Below are 15,496 nucleotides of genomic sequence, written 5' to 3'. Positions count from 1 at the left end.
AAGCTGCTTTAACCTTTATTCTTATAAATGCAAGATACGCTATCCTAAATATACATGCCTAGTAATCCATGTAGTAACTATAAGATAACGTTATCAATTTACCACGGCATTCCAGGATAAAATGCCAATAAAGAACTTTTAAAAAAAGTTACTCCTAAAATTAAAGTCCCCAAAAGTAGTATTGAAAATATTAATTTATGCCTTTTTAAAAACATATGAGTTCACTTCCCTTCCTCTACATTAATTTTGCACTAAATTCATATATTTCTTCTAATGAGTTTATATCCTTTTTATCTAAGTAAACTCGTATTAATTTCAACATTATTTTGGAATTAATTTTATCTTTTTTACCTGAAAGAATGAAAAATTCATTTTTTATATCTGAAATTTTCATTATATTATTCTGAAGTATGTATATGTCAATTAACTCTAAAAGTATATCATCTATTAAAAAATAATAAGAATAATTTTTAGCATACTTCAAAGCCTTTAAATAATGCTCTTCAGCACTTTCCAGCTCGTTTAACTCTCTATATACTTTTGCTATTTCAAAATGAAAATTAGGTAACAGTTTAAACTCTTTATTAATATTTACTAGATTCTCTAATACAAGGTTTAATATTTCTCTTGATTTGTTGAAATTTGAAAGCTTTATATATAATTGTGATAAATTTATAAGTATCATTATATACTGCTCATTATCCTTCTTGTCCATTGAATCTAATATCTTGTTACATATATTTAAACTCTTTTCATAATTCTTAACTGCTTCATAACAGGCTGCCTTTTGCAAAAGTACTTCATAATATTTTTGCTTATCTATTTCTTTTATTATATTTTCAAGCTTAATAAGCTTGTTTAAAGCCTTGTCATATTCCTCTAACTTTATATAGCACAGTGAACTATTGAATAAAAAAATCACTTTATACTTATCATCCATACTAGTAAAACGCTCTAGTGCAAACTCACAGCATTTAGCACCATAATCATATTTTGCTGTATAAAAGTATACCATTGATAATTTCCTTAAAATAGATACTACATTATCAGTAACCATATCTACATTTATTAATGATCTTGCTTTTTCATAGTATATAGCGCTTTTATAAAAATTGTTTATACTACAAAAGTAATCTCCAGCTAATTCAAAAATAACTATTTTTTTGTCCTTTATATCCCAATTTACTAGGAATGCCTCCACTTCATTTAATTTATCAACGAAACTTATATCCTTGTATACAATTAAATCCTTTAATTCTTTTATGTACTGATCAAGTATTTTATTTGCTTGAGATGCTTCATCTTCTATTAAATATTCTATATCCTCTTCAATTGTTATATTCCTTCTATTACAAATCTCCTGTAAATTTTTTAGCATTATTTCTGCTGCATGTCTAGTAAGATTTGCTTTTCCATGTTCTATCTGGCTTATGAGATTCCTAGTTATATCATTTCCAGCCAAACTATCTTGATTTAATTTGTATTTCTCTCTCAACTTTTTTAGCTTTACGCCAATAGGCAGTATTTGATAACTTCTCATATAAATTCTCCTTACTGCAAATGAACTCTTTTTCTATTATTATATCACCATTTTATGGAAATTCAACCATATTTTTTTACATTTAATATATTTATAACAAGATACTGTTAATTTTCAACAAAAGAAGAAGGATGAAAAGTATTACTTTCCATCCTTCTTCTTAACTCTATTTGGCTTTGCTTTGGGTTTTATTACCATTTTCTTGCCTGTATTTCTTTTTTCAGCTCTAGAAGTTTTACTCCAACCTACTACATCAAAGAAGGCATATAATCCAAATAGGAATAATGCCATAACAGCATAATAAACTATTTGATTTATGTTAAAACCCGAAACTCCTATTTTAAGCCTAGCACCAATTATGTTTGCAGCAAAAAACATAATTATTATAAAAGCTAGTATAACCCATTTATTTAGCTTTGATATAAAGAAACGTTTTGTAAAATTATAAACGCTCATTACAGCAATCATAAGTAAAAAAAGTATTGCCAGTGTTTTAATACTAAACGCCATGTGCATTTTCCCTCCTTACATTTCTTCAACTACATCTATTCCTATGAGACTAAGTGCATTTTTTATAACTATTGAAGCAGCCTCAACAAGAGCAAGTCTTGCATTCTTTAATTCTTCATCAGATGTATTTGAAATATTATAGGCATTATAAAATTTATTGAACGCCTTTGCAACCTCTATTACATATCTAGTTATAACCGATGGCTCAAGTCTATCTATAGCATTTAAAATAGCACCGTTAAAGCCTTTAAGTTGTTTTATCAAGTCAAATTCTTCTGCTGAAACAAGTTTATCATAACTTACATTACCTTTTACTTCTCCAAGCTTTCTCAAAATACTCTTTGCTCTTGCATAGGAATATTGAACATATGGTCCTGTCTCCCCTTCAAAACTTAGCATTTCCTTCCAATCAAATATTATGTCTCTTTCTCTTCCATTCTTAAGATAAGTAAATATAACTGCTCCTATTCCAACTTTTCTAGATACTTCTTCCTTATTGTCAAGTTCAGGATTTTTTTCTTCAATAATTTCACTTGTTTTTTGAACTGATTCTTTTAGTAAATCTTCAAGGAATATAACATCACCATTTCTAGTTGAAAGCTTCCCTTCTGCAAATCTTACAAGACCATAACCTACATGAATACAATCCTTTGACCATTCATGACCTGCAAGCTCTAGCGTCTTTAAAAATTGCTTAAAATGAAGTGACTGCTCAAGTCCTACAACATATATGCTCTTATCGAAATTATAGGTCTTTTTTCTGTACTCAGCCGCTGCTAAATCTCGAGTTGCATAGATACTTGCTCCATCAGCCTTTTTAATTATACATGGAGGCATATTGTATTCATCTAGCATTACAACCTTGGCTCCATTACTTTCTGTCAAAAGTCCTTTTTCATTAAGTTCTTCTTCTATTGCATCTATTTTATCACTATAAAAGCTTTCTCCTGTATATGAATCAAACTCAACTCCAATTTGATTGTATACTTTTTTGAATTCTCTTAAGCTTAAGTCTTTAAATTTTGTCCACAGCTCTACTTCTTCTTTCTCTCCGTCCTCAAGTCTCTTAAAGTACATTCTACCTTCGTCTTCCAATAGTGGATCCTTTTCTGCTTCCTTATGGAACTTTACGTATATTCTTAATAATTCTTTTATTGGATCCTTATAAAGAGCATCTTCATCACACCATCTTTTATATGCAGATATAAGTTTACCAAATTGAGTACCCCAATCTCCAAGATGATTTATTCTAACACAGTCATAACCTTCCATTGAAAATATTTTATAAAGAGAACTTCCGAGCACTGTACCGAATAAATGACCCACATGAAAAGGTTTTGCTATATTAGGGGAAGAATATTCAATAAGTACCTTTTTCCCCTCTCCCACTTTTGAACGACCGTAGTTATCTCTTTCACTTAAAACACTCTCTATTGTTTCTTTTGCAAAATCTGCTTTATCAACAAAGAAATTGATATAAGGTCCTAAATTCTCTACTTTTTCAAAACCAGATTGATCTATTTTTTTACATACTTCTTCTGCTATAGCATTTGGAGCTTTTCTTAATACTTTAGCAAATTGGAAACATGGAAGTGCAAAATCACCCATGTCCTTTTTAGGCGGTATCTCTATAATTTTATAAAGTGCCTCAACATCCATATCTACAATTTTATTAATTCTTTCAGCTATTACTTTCTTGTAATCCACAATTTTGCCTCCTTAGATTTAAATATAAAAAAAACGCCTCTACATAACTGCAGAGACGATTATATTTCGCGGTACCACTCTGATTGACCTTATTAATAAAAGTCCACCTTAAAAATTTTAACGCGTTAAGCGGATAATTCATCTCCATGGCTCTATTTCACATATGTCTTAATACTGAACTTTCACCAAAATATCAGCTCGCTTAAAAAATCGACATGCTACTTTCCACTTCATAGATTTTTATATTATTATTATATATTATAACAACATTTATTATACTTTACAATTAAATATTAATCAATAACACTCATGCTTATATACAATATTGCCATCAATTATTGTGTATATTGTTTTTGTAAATACCTCCATTGGATTACCATCGAAGATAGCTATGTCTGCATCCTTCCCTTTCTCAATACTTCCAAGCCTCGACGCAACACCACAAATTTCAGCAGCATTTAGGGTTATTGCATAAAGAGCATCTTCTACTTTCATTCCTTCCCTACATGAAAGTCCAGCACAAATAGGCAGATACTGAATTGGTATAACTGGGTGATCTGTTATTATTGCAGTTTTTATACCCATATTTGCTAATACACCTGGAGTTTTAAAGGTTTTATTTGAGACCTCACTTTTAGATCTTGATGTAAGCGATGGTCCTACTAAAACTGGATACCCTGACTCCTTTACCTTCTCAGGTATTAGGTGTCCTTCTGTGCAGTGATCTAATGTAATATTAATCTTAAACTCCTTTGCTATTCTTATAGCTGTCAGTATATCATCAGCTCTATGAGCATGAACCTTAAGAGGAATATTTCCCTCAATTACCGGAATTAATGCTTCTAGTTTTAAATTCTTTTCAATTCTTTCTCCCTTTGCCTTTAAAGCTTCCTTTTTATTTTTATAATTCTCAGCCTCTGTAAGAGCTTCTCTTAAAAGAGCTGCTATTGCCATCCTTGTTACAGGAGCCTTGCCCTTTCCACCATAAACTCTTTTAGGATTTTCACCTAACGCAGCCTTAACTGCAGCCGGTTCTAGAACAACCATATCATCAATGCATTTTCCGTAGGTCTTCATAAAGACAAATTGTCCACCAATTACATTTGCACTTCCCGGACCAGTCATAACACCTGTAATCCCACCCATAACAGCATCATTAAAAGCAGAATCCATTGGGTTTATAGCATCTATAGCTCTTAAATTTGGTGTAACTGGATTTGAAACCTCATTTATATCAAGCCCAACTTTTCCTATATCCTGCTCATCAATTCCTATATGACAATGTGCATCTATTATTCCAGGAATAACTGTAAAATTTGATGCATCTATTACTTTCATGTATTTATTCTCTTTTATATTTTCATTCACATCAACTATTTTTCCATTATCTATTAAAACGCATCCCTTATCGTAATTCTTGCCTGTCATGGTAATAATTTTTCCATTTTTTATAAGTAACATATATTCTCCCCCATTTATAATATAATAGTCTTGACCATAATTTTTTTATTTAAATTATAGTCTTGAATTATTCTATATTTAATAATATAATGATTATTACAACCATTATATGCAGTTTGAAAAACCTTTTTATGAGTTTATTTTTTTTACATCATATTTTATTACTTTTTGGAAATTATAGATTTACTATACTTATTATAAACTGTATATAGATTACTGTACAAATTATGTTTTCATAAACCACTGTAGTGTACAAATTTAAGGAGGAAAAATGGATAATTTAATACCTATTTTTTTAGGCGCATTACAAATAACTTTATTAGACGTAGTTTTAAGTGGTGACAACATAGGAGTTATCGCATTAGCAACAAAAGATTTACCAAAAACATTAGCAAAAAAAGCCTCTTTTATTGGGGTTGTAGCTGCCGTGACACTTAGAATAATTTTTGCATGCTTAATAACCTACATACTTATGATTCAGTGGCTTCCTATCAAGTTAGTGGGCGGAATAATTTTAGTTAAAATAACCTGGGACTTTATAAAACCTCATGAAGAATCTAGCAATAAAGCAGTACATAATTCAAAAAAAATGTTAGCAGCAATTCAAAGCATAATATTAGCTGACTTTACAATGAGCTTAGATAATGTACTTGCTATCGCAGCAGCTGCAAAAGGACATATAGGTTTGATTGTATTTGGTTTGATTTTAAATATTCCAATAATATTTTGGGGAAGTCAATATGTAGCAACCTTAATGAAAAAATATAAGATAGTAATATATATAGGTGGCGCTATTCTTGCCCACACTGCTTTTTCAATGATATTTGAGGATAGACTTATTAAAAATATAGTTCCTCATTCACTAGGAATTTTTCTACCATATGCTTTTGCTGCCTTAACTCTTCTCTATGGTTTTATAATACTTTCTTTTAGTTCAAGTACTAAGCGTTCAGAAAAAAGCCAAGATGAATGTGCAATAACCAAAAAATAATAAAAAACCGCCATTTTGGCGGTTTTTTATTATTTAGCTGTTGAATCATATTTATTTAACTGTATTCCTTTTATAAACAATAATTAATTTTATATATTAAGCTTAGCTCCATCTATTTGGGACTGCATAATTTGTTTTATATTAGCTTGTACAAAACTATTTAAGCAAAACATCGCTATAAATATAACTATTATAGAAACAACTACCGTAATAATTACTGCCTTATCTTTATCAACTTTAAATATATCCCTTATTATTAAAACTAATGTTACTATAGAAATTATAAGTCCTATTAATTCTACAAAAATACCAACTGAATTAGATATATACGATACTATTATTGATATTAATTTAAAATATAAAAATGGCACTGTGTATACAACGGCAATATTATATATTGTTAAAATATTAACCTTATTTTTATCAACAACATTTAATGCTAGATATAAAACTCCAAATATAACTGCAACGGCAAGTATAAAAACAAAAGCATTTTCAATAAATATCATTCCATATGAAATATGTAAATCTTGTTTTGCATCAAAATACCTACTTGTAGAACCAATAATATTTCCTATAAGTGAACTACCAAGCACTCCTGTAAGTAGCTTCTCTATTCCTGATAATACCTGCTGAATTCTCCACATACCTAATATTGCAGATATAAGCAATAAAATTAATGTTGCTAATATAGAATTATTCCTTGAAGTTCTTTGAACAAATTCTTCAGACGCTGATACAGGTTTTAAAAACACATTTCCTAAACTTTTAACTACTCCCTTAAAATCCAAATTAAGATTTTGAATTTTCCCTACTGCATTTCCCACTTTTGATGATTCTGGTTGCTTAGCTCCACACGCTCCACAAAATAAATCATCATCATTTAATTGTGCGCCACAATTTACGCAATACTTCATAATTTGCCTCCTTCAAAAATAACATTTTTACCAAAATAATTAATAAAAACTACTAAAAATAATATATTATTTATTTCATCTAATATTTTACTACATTTTTTTAACATATTAAAACAAACTAATGTAATTAAAGTAATTTTACTTAGCTTATTGATAAATTCAACCTATCTTAATAGGTTCCTTATCTATAAAAATGTCATGTTTTTTCACATGTTTTCATAAAGCCCTTTATTTTTCTTTTTAAAACTCCTATAATCAATATATAATGTAAGTATTTTACGCTTTTGCATTTTTATATAACAAAATTTCAAAATTATTTCTATATTAAGTATTTAGGAGGGGGATTAATGAAAACAAATGGAATTTCTTTAATTTTAAAAAGATCTGCTATGATTCTATCAATAGCCCTTATAGTGCTAGGTGCCACATATATTGTCAAAACAGATTTTTTAGAAACCTATAATAAAACTTCAAATACCGACAACCTGCAAACTAAACTTTCAAAAAAATCCATAAAAACAAAGAATGTCAGCAACACTAAAACTGAAAAAACAGCTTATCTTACCTTTGATGACGGACCATCATCTAATGTAACTCCTTACATACTTGATACTTTAAAAACCTATGATGTAAAAGCAACCTTTTTTGTTACTGGTAAAAATTCAATAATAAACAAGCTAACTCTCTCAAAGGAAGCGCAGTCAGGAAACTCTATAGGCATAAAAAGCTTTGACAATAATATCACAAAAATATACTCATCTCCAACTGAATACATTAATGATATTAATGAATGTAGAGACATTTTAAGAGCAATACTAGGTGATGGAAAGTTCAATATGAAGCTAATAAGATTTCCGGGTGGTTCTACTATGGTAAGTAAGAATTTCAAAAAATCCATAAAAAAGGCCGGCTATAATTTTGTCGACTGGGATATAGATTCTAAAGATGCACTTAGGACAAAACAAAAATTACCTAACGATATTGTAAATTCAGTTAAGTCCTCTTACAAAAACAACGATAAGATAATAATACTAATGCATGATTCATCTTCCAATGAAGCAACCTTACAGGCGCTTCCAGAAATAATACAATTTTTAAAATCGCAAAATTATGTCTTTAAAACCTTGAAATAAGTTTTTAAGCAATTATACTTCATTTATTTTTATTTTATGTGGTATAATTGCTTTGTTAATAAATTTTAGGAGTGATTTATAGTGCAAAAAACAAAAATGATTTTTACAATAGGGCCCTCTAGTGATTCAGAGGAGAAATTAAAAGAATTAATGAATGCTGGAATGAATGCTGCAAGGTTAAATTTTTCACATGGCACTCATGAAGATCACAAAGAAAAAATAGATATTATAAAAAAACTTAGAAAAGAACTGAACAAAAATGTTGCAATTGTAGTTGACATCAAAGGACCAAAAATTAGAACTCATAATTTTGAAAATGACAAAGCTGAAATAAAAAAAGGTCAAACCTTCACAGTAATGTGTGGAAGCGAAATTTTGGGAAATTCAGAGAAATGCTCCGTTTCTTATGATGATCTTTATAAAGATGTAAAAAAAGGTGGATTACTCCTTGTCGATGATGGTCTTTTAGAATTTGAAATAACTGATGTACAAGACAAAAACATTATTTGTAAGGCAAAAAATAATGGTATTATTTCAAATCATAAAGGTGTAAATGTACCTGGTGTTTCTATAGGTCTTCCTGCTGTAACTGAAAAAGATGTATTAGATTTAAAATTTGCATGTAAAATGCAAGCTGATTTAGTAGCTGCTTCTTTTATAAGAAAAGCAGAAGATGTATCTGTCGTTAGAAAGGTTCTTAAAGAAAATGGTGGAGAAGATATAAGAGTTATCTCTAAGATAGAAACTCAAGAAGGTGTTGATAACATCGATAAGATTCTCGAACTATCTGATGGAATCATGGTAGCAAGAGGAGATATGGGTGTTGAAATTCCAATAGAGGATGTTCCTTCAATACAGAAAATGATAATAAGAAAATGTAATGATGCAGGCAAAATAGTTATAACAGCTACTCAAATGCTTGATTCAATGATAAGAAACCCAAGACCTACAAGAGCTGAGGCATCAGATGTTGCCAATGCAATATATGACGGAACAGATGCTATAATGCTAAGTGGAGAAAGTGCAAGTGGTTTATATCCAATTGAAGCTGCTGAAACTATGGCAAAGATAGCACAAAAAACAGAATCTCAAATAGACTATACTAAAGCTCTTAATGAAAGAAAAGGTGAAATTATAACAAAAATTTCAGACGCTATAAGTCTTGCTGCATGCTCAACTGCTGCTGAACTTAAAGCTGCTGCTATAATAACAGCTACTCAAAGCGGTATAACTGCAAGAATGGTATCTAAATTCAGACCAACTTGCCCTATAATAGCTGTTACACCTCATGATGATGTTGCAAGAAGACTTGCTCTAAACTTTGGTATAACACCTATTACATCTGAAAAAGTTGTTTCAACAGATGAACTTATATCTGTTTCAATAAAAAGAGCACTTAACGAGAATTTAATTAAAAAAGGTGACTTAGTTGTTGTAGTTGCAGGTGTTCCTGTAGGCGAATCTGGAACTACTAATATGTTAAAAATTCAATACACATAAATTTTAACAATAATAAAGCAGGTAATGGTACTACACTTTTACCTGCTATTTTAATTCCTGTAAAATCTTTTTCACCTTTTCACGCCTATCAATGACATTGTTGTTCCCTTTAATTTTTTCTTTTAATAAAAAGTTGTTATAATTTAAGAGTCCCAATTTTATTATCCACATTTCATCGTCACTGCAAACTATAATATTTTTCATAAAGCACCTCCATAAATAATTCTTTCCAATAACTTATTTTTTAAACTTATGTTAAATCTGTATTGAAAATTTACTTTGTATTTTGTATAATGAAAAGTAAATACATTTTGTTATATGTATTAGTTATGTATTAGGGAGGCTTTATTATGGAAAGAACCATAAACGGATTTTTGTTCAAAGGTAAAAGTGATTCCATAAGTGTATATAAAGATGGAAATTTACTAACATCAAAAATTATAGACGGTATACTATTTGAAGAAGATTTTAATAAAATCACAAAAAGATTAGCTGAAGAACTTTTAGCTAACGAAGTAGAAGAAGAAGTAGAAGAAGAAATGTAATCAAAATGTAAAGAATCATCTTAATTTAAGTCTTCAATTTAAATTAAGATGATTTCTCTATATCTATTTAATTCTTTCCTCTAACAACCTATACAAAGAGTCATCATAGTAATCACTTAACATGTCACTATAGTAAAAGGTTCCACCCATAATTCTCTTTATTATATCTCTTTTCCTATAACCTTCTTTATAAAGCTTAAAATTTCTAGTCATAATTTTAGCTTGTCTTTGATTGATTTGAAGAAGCTTTATAAGATCCTTTATTTTATAATATTCATTAGTCAAAATGCTTTCAAGACTTTTTTGCATTTTAAGCTTATACTTTAAATCAACTTTCCTGTCCTTATGAGGTCCATTAATCCCTCTATGGTGCTCGTCACACAAATAAACATAATTAAGAGGAAAATCGAGTCCACCTTGGCTTTTATATACTATATGGTGCCTTTCACCATCTTTACCGCATACAACACATTTTTCTCCCCTCAATGAATCACCGCTCCTTAATTAAATATTATAGTAACTTACACTTATATTTTACACCAAATATCTCATAAGAAAAAGTGTTTAAACTAAACTTTTAAACACTTTTTTCATAATATTTATAATTTTTAATTATTAACTTGTTTGAATTTATTATCTCTAAATAGCTCTATTTCCCTTTTCTGTAAGCTTCCATAAATCAATTTTTACATTACCACCTGTGCAGCAGCTTTTCTTTTTAGGAGCACAACTGCTGCAATCGCAGCCCGATGTCATAATATCCTTCTTTATATATCCAAGTTGTTCAAGTTGAAGTATCATTTGCTCTATTATTGATTCACTCACACCAAGCTCTTTTGCCATTAATTTATTGGAGTAAATTCCTCCATCCTTTAACCTTTTAAGAATTTTCATCAACAAAGCTATCCCTCCTAGTTATAATAATAATATTCATTCTCAATGTTTGGCTATACATATCCAAGCAATCTTCCTACCTGATAGAATATTGTTGCAAGCACCCAACCAATTACGCAAGTATATATAATTACAGCAACTGTCCACTTATTAGAATTTGTTTCACTCTTTACAGCACCTATTGTAGCAACACATGGTACATACAAAAGTGTCATTATCATAAAGGATATAGCTGATAACGGTGTAAAAGTATTATGAATTGCGTGGAAAAGCTGTGTTCCTTCATTAACTCCGTATATTGTTCCAAGAGTACCCACAACGGCTTCCTTCGCTGCAAATCCAGTTATAAGAGCCACTCCTGCTTGCCATGATCCAAAACCTGCTGGTTTAAATATTGGTGCAATAAAGGTTCCTATAATTCCAAGAAGAGAATCTTTACTTCCATACTCAACTCCTGCTGGTAAATCCGCAAGTATCCATACTATTATGCACACTCCTAAAATTATAGTTCCAGCCTTCTTCAAGAAGTGTCCTGATTTTTCCCACATGTGTATTAATATACCTTTAAGTGTTGGGAGTCTATATGGTGGAAGTTCCATAACAAAATATGAAGTTTCCCCTTCAAATACCTTTGAACTAAAGAATTTTCCCGCACATATAGCTACAAATATACCAAGTGCATATAGTAAAAATATTATAATTCCGCCTAAACTAAATATACCAAGCTTTTGTTTTGCGAAAAATGCCCCTACAAACACACCATAAACAGTTAACCTTGCTGGACAAGAAATGAAAGGTGTTATAAGAATTGCAATCATTCTATCCTTTTTACTCTCAAGTGTTCTTGCTGACATTATTCCTGCAACATTGCATCCACTTCCAACAATTAAAGAAACAGCTGTTTTTCCATGAAGCCCTACAGCACTCATAAGTCTATCCATAACATATGCTGCTCTTGCCATATATCCGCTATCCTCAAGAAGAGATATAAGAAAAAACATTATTAAAATCATAGGAAAGAAACCTAAAACAGAACCAACTCCGGCAAAAACACCATCCCTAACAAAGGCACCTATAATCTTAGGTACACCAAAACCATCCAAAGTAAAAGCTATATTAGTTCCAAGCTGTCCAAGAGAATCATTTATCAAATCTGAAAGTGTTCCATTTCCAAAATTTATGGATACTTGATATACTGCAAACATTATTATTGCAAATATTGGTATGCCTAAAAATTTATTAGTTAATACCTTATCAATTTTATCTGAAGTACTTTCTTCTTGTACTTCATTTTTCTTAACACTGTTTTTAACAAATTTACTTATAAGTTCATATCTTTTATCTACTATGAAGGCATCCGGTTCATACCCAATGATGCTAGTTAAATTTTCAATTCCCTCACTAACCTTATGCTTCACTTCGTCATCTTTTATACTATTATCAATATATTTTCTTATGTAGTCATCATTTTCTAAAAGTTTTAAAGATACCCATGCTTTTGGATATTCTAAAGTGACACTAGCTTCATCAATAGCAGCTTTAATTCCATCTACTTCCTTTTGAATATCGCTACCATAATCAATTGTATATAACTCTTCACTTTCAGAATCACCGAGCTTTATTGCATTTTTAACAAGTTCCTTTATCCCCTGCTTTTTCGTCGCTACTGTAGGAACTACTGGTATGCCAATGGATTTTTGAAGTTTTTCAATATTTATATCTATGTTCCTGGTATTAGCTTCATCCATCATATTTAACGCTAATACTACTTTTGCACCTGTTTCTAAAATTTGGGTGGTAAGATATAAATTTCTCTCAAGATTACAAGCATCAACTACATTTATAACTACATCTGGTTTATCCTTTAATATAAAGTCACGAGCTACTACTTCATCTTCTGAATATGCGCCAAGGCTATAAGTTCCTGGTAAATCTACTATAGTTATTTCTCTTCCCTCAAACTTAAGCTTACCTTCCTTTTTCTCTACTGTAACTCCTGGCCAATTACCTACATGCTGCTTTGAACCTGTAAGTTCATTAAAAAGACTTGTTTTACCGCAATTTGGATTACCTGCTAAAGCTACTACTAAATTTCTATTCATCATCAAACCTCCATAAAATTGTAACCTCACTAAACTTCTGCAACCATAACCTTTTGAGCCATTCCCCTATTTAAAGCCAATCTTGTTTCTCCTACCTTAACTACTATATGAGCTGCATCGTTTTTAATAATTCTTATCACTGCACCATTGTTAAAACCCATTTCCATAAGTTTTTTACACATTACTTCAGTTCCTGTTATGTCTCTAACTTCTGCATCTCTTCCTGCTGAAACTATGTTTAAAGGCATTGCTTTATTAATCATTTAAAACCCTCCCTTTTATAAAACTTCAACTAAAATATCCTTAGCTTCACTTTTTCTTAAACTCAAACTATATCCTCTAAGTCTAAGTGCTATTGGATCACCCATAGGTGCTTTTCCCTCAATATATATTTCAGTACCTCTAACTATCCCCATGTCCATTATTTTTCTTCTAACTTTACTCTCTGGTACAATTCCAATAACTTTAACCTTTGATTTTATTTCAACTTCATTAAGACCTATACCTTTTGTCATAATATCACTCTCCTCAAACACTAATAATAAAAAACCATGAATTTGATTTTCATTTTGAAATGATAATGATTATCACTGTGTTTATTCTATTACTTTTCTTGTAAAATGTCAATAGTCCATTCTTTTTTAGTTATTATTTAATTTAAATGTATATATATAACTGTAAATTTACCACAAAATGTGATATATTGTAGTGAGTTTATAATATTAACAAACAAAGGATGAATTTATTTATGACATTTCTAATATCTTTTATCTCATTTATATTATTGATTAGCGTAATATTACTGGACATTGGAAAAAAACTACCTTTACTTAACAAAGCATTTATGAGTATATATCTTATTTTTGCTCCTCATATTGTGCTTATTTATTACCTTATTAATCATCATACCAATATTGGACAAACTAATATTGTGTGTAAATGGATTATTTCAATTGAGATTTTTTTCTTCATTTTTTATGTTTGGTTAAAAGCAAATCTATTTCCAAGTATAAAGAAGCAAGCAGCAAGTCTTAGATTAAGGATAATGATAGGTGGAGAAAGAATTGTTCTATTTGGATTGTACACCTCTCTCATTCAAATATTATTATACATAGTTTATTTAGTAAAAATGAGAGATGCAGCTCCTATTCATATTTTTGTAATAGATCTTATACTTGCTATTATAGCTATCCTCATCTTACTTACAAATGGTATGATCAGGATTTTATGTACTTCTAAAAGATTAAATATAGCTAAAAGATTTATCGTTGGCTTTGTGTGTTTTATTCCAATTATAAATATTTTTGCAATGTTATATGCTTGTCATACAGCTAAAATCGAATATGATCACGACCTATATAAAGTAATCACAAATAAGGAACGCGTGGATTCTCATGTATGTAAAACAAAGTATCCTCTCGTTTTAGTTCACGGTGTTGGATTTAGAGATCTAAAATATATTAATTACTGGGGAAGAATCCCTAAGGAACTGATACGTAACGGTGCAACTATTTATTACGGAAATCAAGAAGCCTGGGGAACTGTTGAATACAATGCACAGTATATGAAAAACAAAATTCTCCAAATCATTAAGGAAACAGGCTGCGAAAAGGTAAATATAATAGCACATTCTAAAGGCGGGTTAGACTCACGTTACATGGTTAGCAAACTTGAAATGGGAAAATATGTAGCATCCCTCACAATGATGTCTTCACCACATAGAGGATGTAAATTTGTTGATATAGCCTGCAAAATCCCCGATAAAATCTACAGAGCTGTTTCAAATTTTTTTGACAAATATTATAAAATTCTAGGTGATAAAAATCCTGACTTCTATACAGCTAGTAGACAATTTTCTACTTACAGTAGTTCAAAGTTTAATGAGGAAGTAAAAGACGTACCGGGGGTTTATTATCAAAGCTATGCAACAGCAGTAAAAAACATATTTAGTGATTATGTAGTATCTATTCCCTACGTTTTATCGAAGCTAACGTCTGGCGAAAATGATGGTTTAGTATCTATTGATTCTGCAAAATGGGGACACTTTAAGGGAGTTATAAGAAATAATAGAAGACGTGGCATTTCTCATGGAGATATTATAGATTTAAGAAGAGAAGATTACAAAGGCTTTGATGTACTTGAGAAGTATGTTGAAATTGTATCAGATCTTAAAGAAAAAGGATTTTAGTAAAAAAG

The 15,496-nt window shown here is 30.1% G+C and carries 16 protein-coding genes and 1 other annotated feature; of the genes, 5 read left to right on the top strand and 11 right to left on the bottom strand.

Annotation, left to right across the window (positions count from 1 at the left end; translation table 11 throughout):
• Positions 1–235 precede the first annotated feature (235 nt).
• From CA_RS05540 to CA_RS05525, 4 genes are all read right to left on the bottom strand, one after another.
• Positions 236–1,540, bottom strand: a complete 1,305-nt coding sequence (locus CA_RS05540; RefSeq protein WP_010964361.1) for a helix-turn-helix domain-containing protein — start codon at positions 1,538–1,540, stop codon at positions 236–238.
• Between the two features lie 141 nt (positions 1,541–1,681).
• Positions 1,682–2,050: a hypothetical protein gene (locus CA_RS05535; protein WP_014518889.1), complete on the bottom strand. Its 369-nt coding sequence runs from the start codon at positions 2,048–2,050 to the stop codon at positions 1,682–1,684.
• A gap of 15 nt (positions 2,051–2,065) precedes the next feature.
• The gene (argS, locus tag CA_RS05530) at positions 2,066–3,757 is read right to left on the bottom strand and encodes an arginine--tRNA ligase (RefSeq protein WP_010964359.1); all 1,692 of its coding nucleotides are present in this window, start codon (positions 3,755–3,757) and stop codon (positions 2,066–2,068) included.
• A 48-nt stretch (positions 3,758–3,805) separates the two neighbouring features.
• Positions 3,806–4,000: a binding site (T-box leader), on the bottom strand.
• A 54-nt stretch (positions 4,001–4,054) separates the two neighbouring features.
• Positions 4,055–5,218: an amidohydrolase gene (locus CA_RS05525; protein WP_010964358.1), complete on the bottom strand. Its 1,164-nt coding sequence runs from the start codon at positions 5,216–5,218 to the stop codon at positions 4,055–4,057.
• 271 nt (positions 5,219–5,489) lie between these two features.
• Between CA_RS05525 and CA_RS05520 the strand changes: the two genes are divergently transcribed.
• On the top strand, positions 5,490–6,209 hold the full coding sequence (locus CA_RS05520) for a TerC family protein (protein ID WP_010964357.1): 720 nt from the start codon (positions 5,490–5,492) through the stop codon (positions 6,207–6,209).
• Positions 6,210–6,298: 89 nt separating this feature from the next.
• Here CA_RS05520 and CA_RS05515 read toward each other — a convergent pair whose 3' ends face one another.
• Positions 6,299–7,126 (bottom strand): zinc ribbon domain-containing protein, encoded by an 828-nt coding sequence (locus CA_RS05515; RefSeq protein ID WP_010964356.1) that lies wholly within the window; start codon positions 7,124–7,126, stop codon positions 6,299–6,301.
• Between the two features lie 347 nt (positions 7,127–7,473).
• Between CA_RS05515 and CA_RS05510 the strand changes: the two genes are divergently transcribed.
• Together CA_RS05510 and pyk are read left to right on the top strand one after the other, a co-directional pair.
• Positions 7,474–8,259, top strand: a complete 786-nt coding sequence (locus CA_RS05510; RefSeq protein ID WP_010964355.1) for a polysaccharide deacetylase family protein — start codon at positions 7,474–7,476, stop codon at positions 8,257–8,259.
• An 81-nt stretch (positions 8,260–8,340) separates the two neighbouring features.
• Positions 8,341–9,759 carry a pyruvate kinase gene (gene pyk / locus CA_RS05505; protein WP_010964354.1) on the top strand — a complete coding sequence of 473 codons (1,419 nt, stop codon included), beginning with the start codon at positions 8,341–8,343 and terminating at the stop codon, positions 9,757–9,759.
• A 45-nt stretch (positions 9,760–9,804) separates the two neighbouring features.
• On the opposite strand, the gene CA_RS05500 is transcribed toward pyk, so the two are convergent.
• Positions 9,805–9,963, bottom strand: a complete 159-nt coding sequence (locus tag CA_RS05500; RefSeq protein ID WP_010964353.1) for a hypothetical protein — start codon at positions 9,961–9,963, stop codon at positions 9,805–9,807.
• 146 nt (positions 9,964–10,109) lie between these two features.
• Between CA_RS05500 and CA_RS05495 the strand changes: the two genes are divergently transcribed.
• Entirely contained in the window at positions 10,110–10,304 is a 195-nt protein-coding gene (locus CA_RS05495) for a hypothetical protein (protein WP_010964352.1), read from the top strand.
• A gap of 63 nt (positions 10,305–10,367) precedes the next feature.
• Here CA_RS05495 and CA_RS05490 read toward each other — a convergent pair whose 3' ends face one another.
• The 5 genes from CA_RS05490 to CA_RS05470 form a co-directional block, all read right to left on the bottom strand.
• Positions 10,368–10,790: an HNH endonuclease gene (locus CA_RS05490; RefSeq protein WP_010964351.1), complete on the bottom strand. Its 423-nt coding sequence runs from the start codon at positions 10,788–10,790 to the stop codon at positions 10,368–10,370.
• Between the two features lie 153 nt (positions 10,791–10,943).
• Positions 10,944–11,198, bottom strand: coding sequence for a FeoC-like transcriptional regulator (locus CA_RS05485; protein ID WP_241393197.1), 255 nt, complete (start codon positions 11,196–11,198; stop codon positions 10,944–10,946).
• A gap of 53 nt (positions 11,199–11,251) precedes the next feature.
• On the bottom strand, positions 11,252–13,303 hold the full coding sequence (feoB, locus tag CA_RS05480) for a ferrous iron transport protein B (RefSeq protein ID WP_010964349.1): 2,052 nt from the start codon (positions 13,301–13,303) through the stop codon (positions 11,252–11,254).
• A 26-nt stretch (positions 13,304–13,329) separates the two neighbouring features.
• Positions 13,330–13,563, bottom strand: coding sequence for a FeoA family protein (locus tag CA_RS05475; protein ID WP_010964348.1), 234 nt, complete (start codon positions 13,561–13,563; stop codon positions 13,330–13,332).
• Positions 13,564–13,578: 15 nt separating this feature from the next.
• Positions 13,579–13,815, bottom strand: coding sequence for a FeoA family protein (locus CA_RS05470; RefSeq protein WP_010964347.1), 237 nt, complete (start codon positions 13,813–13,815; stop codon positions 13,579–13,581).
• Positions 13,816–14,048: 233 nt separating this feature from the next.
• Between CA_RS05470 and CA_RS05465 the strand changes: the two genes are divergently transcribed.
• Positions 14,049–15,488, top strand: a complete 1,440-nt coding sequence (locus CA_RS05465) for a lipase family alpha/beta hydrolase (protein ID WP_010964346.1) — start codon at positions 14,049–14,051, stop codon at positions 15,486–15,488.
• The last annotated feature ends 8 nt before the right edge of the window (positions 15,489–15,496 follow it).

Source organism: Clostridium acetobutylicum ATCC 824 (assembly GCF_000008765.1).
Classification (GTDB): Bacteria; Bacillota; Clostridia; order Clostridiales; family Clostridiaceae; genus Clostridium_S; species Clostridium_S acetobutylicum.
The sequence above is the reverse complement of the archived record's forward strand: the minus strand, read 5'-3'. Positions and strand labels throughout refer to the sequence as shown.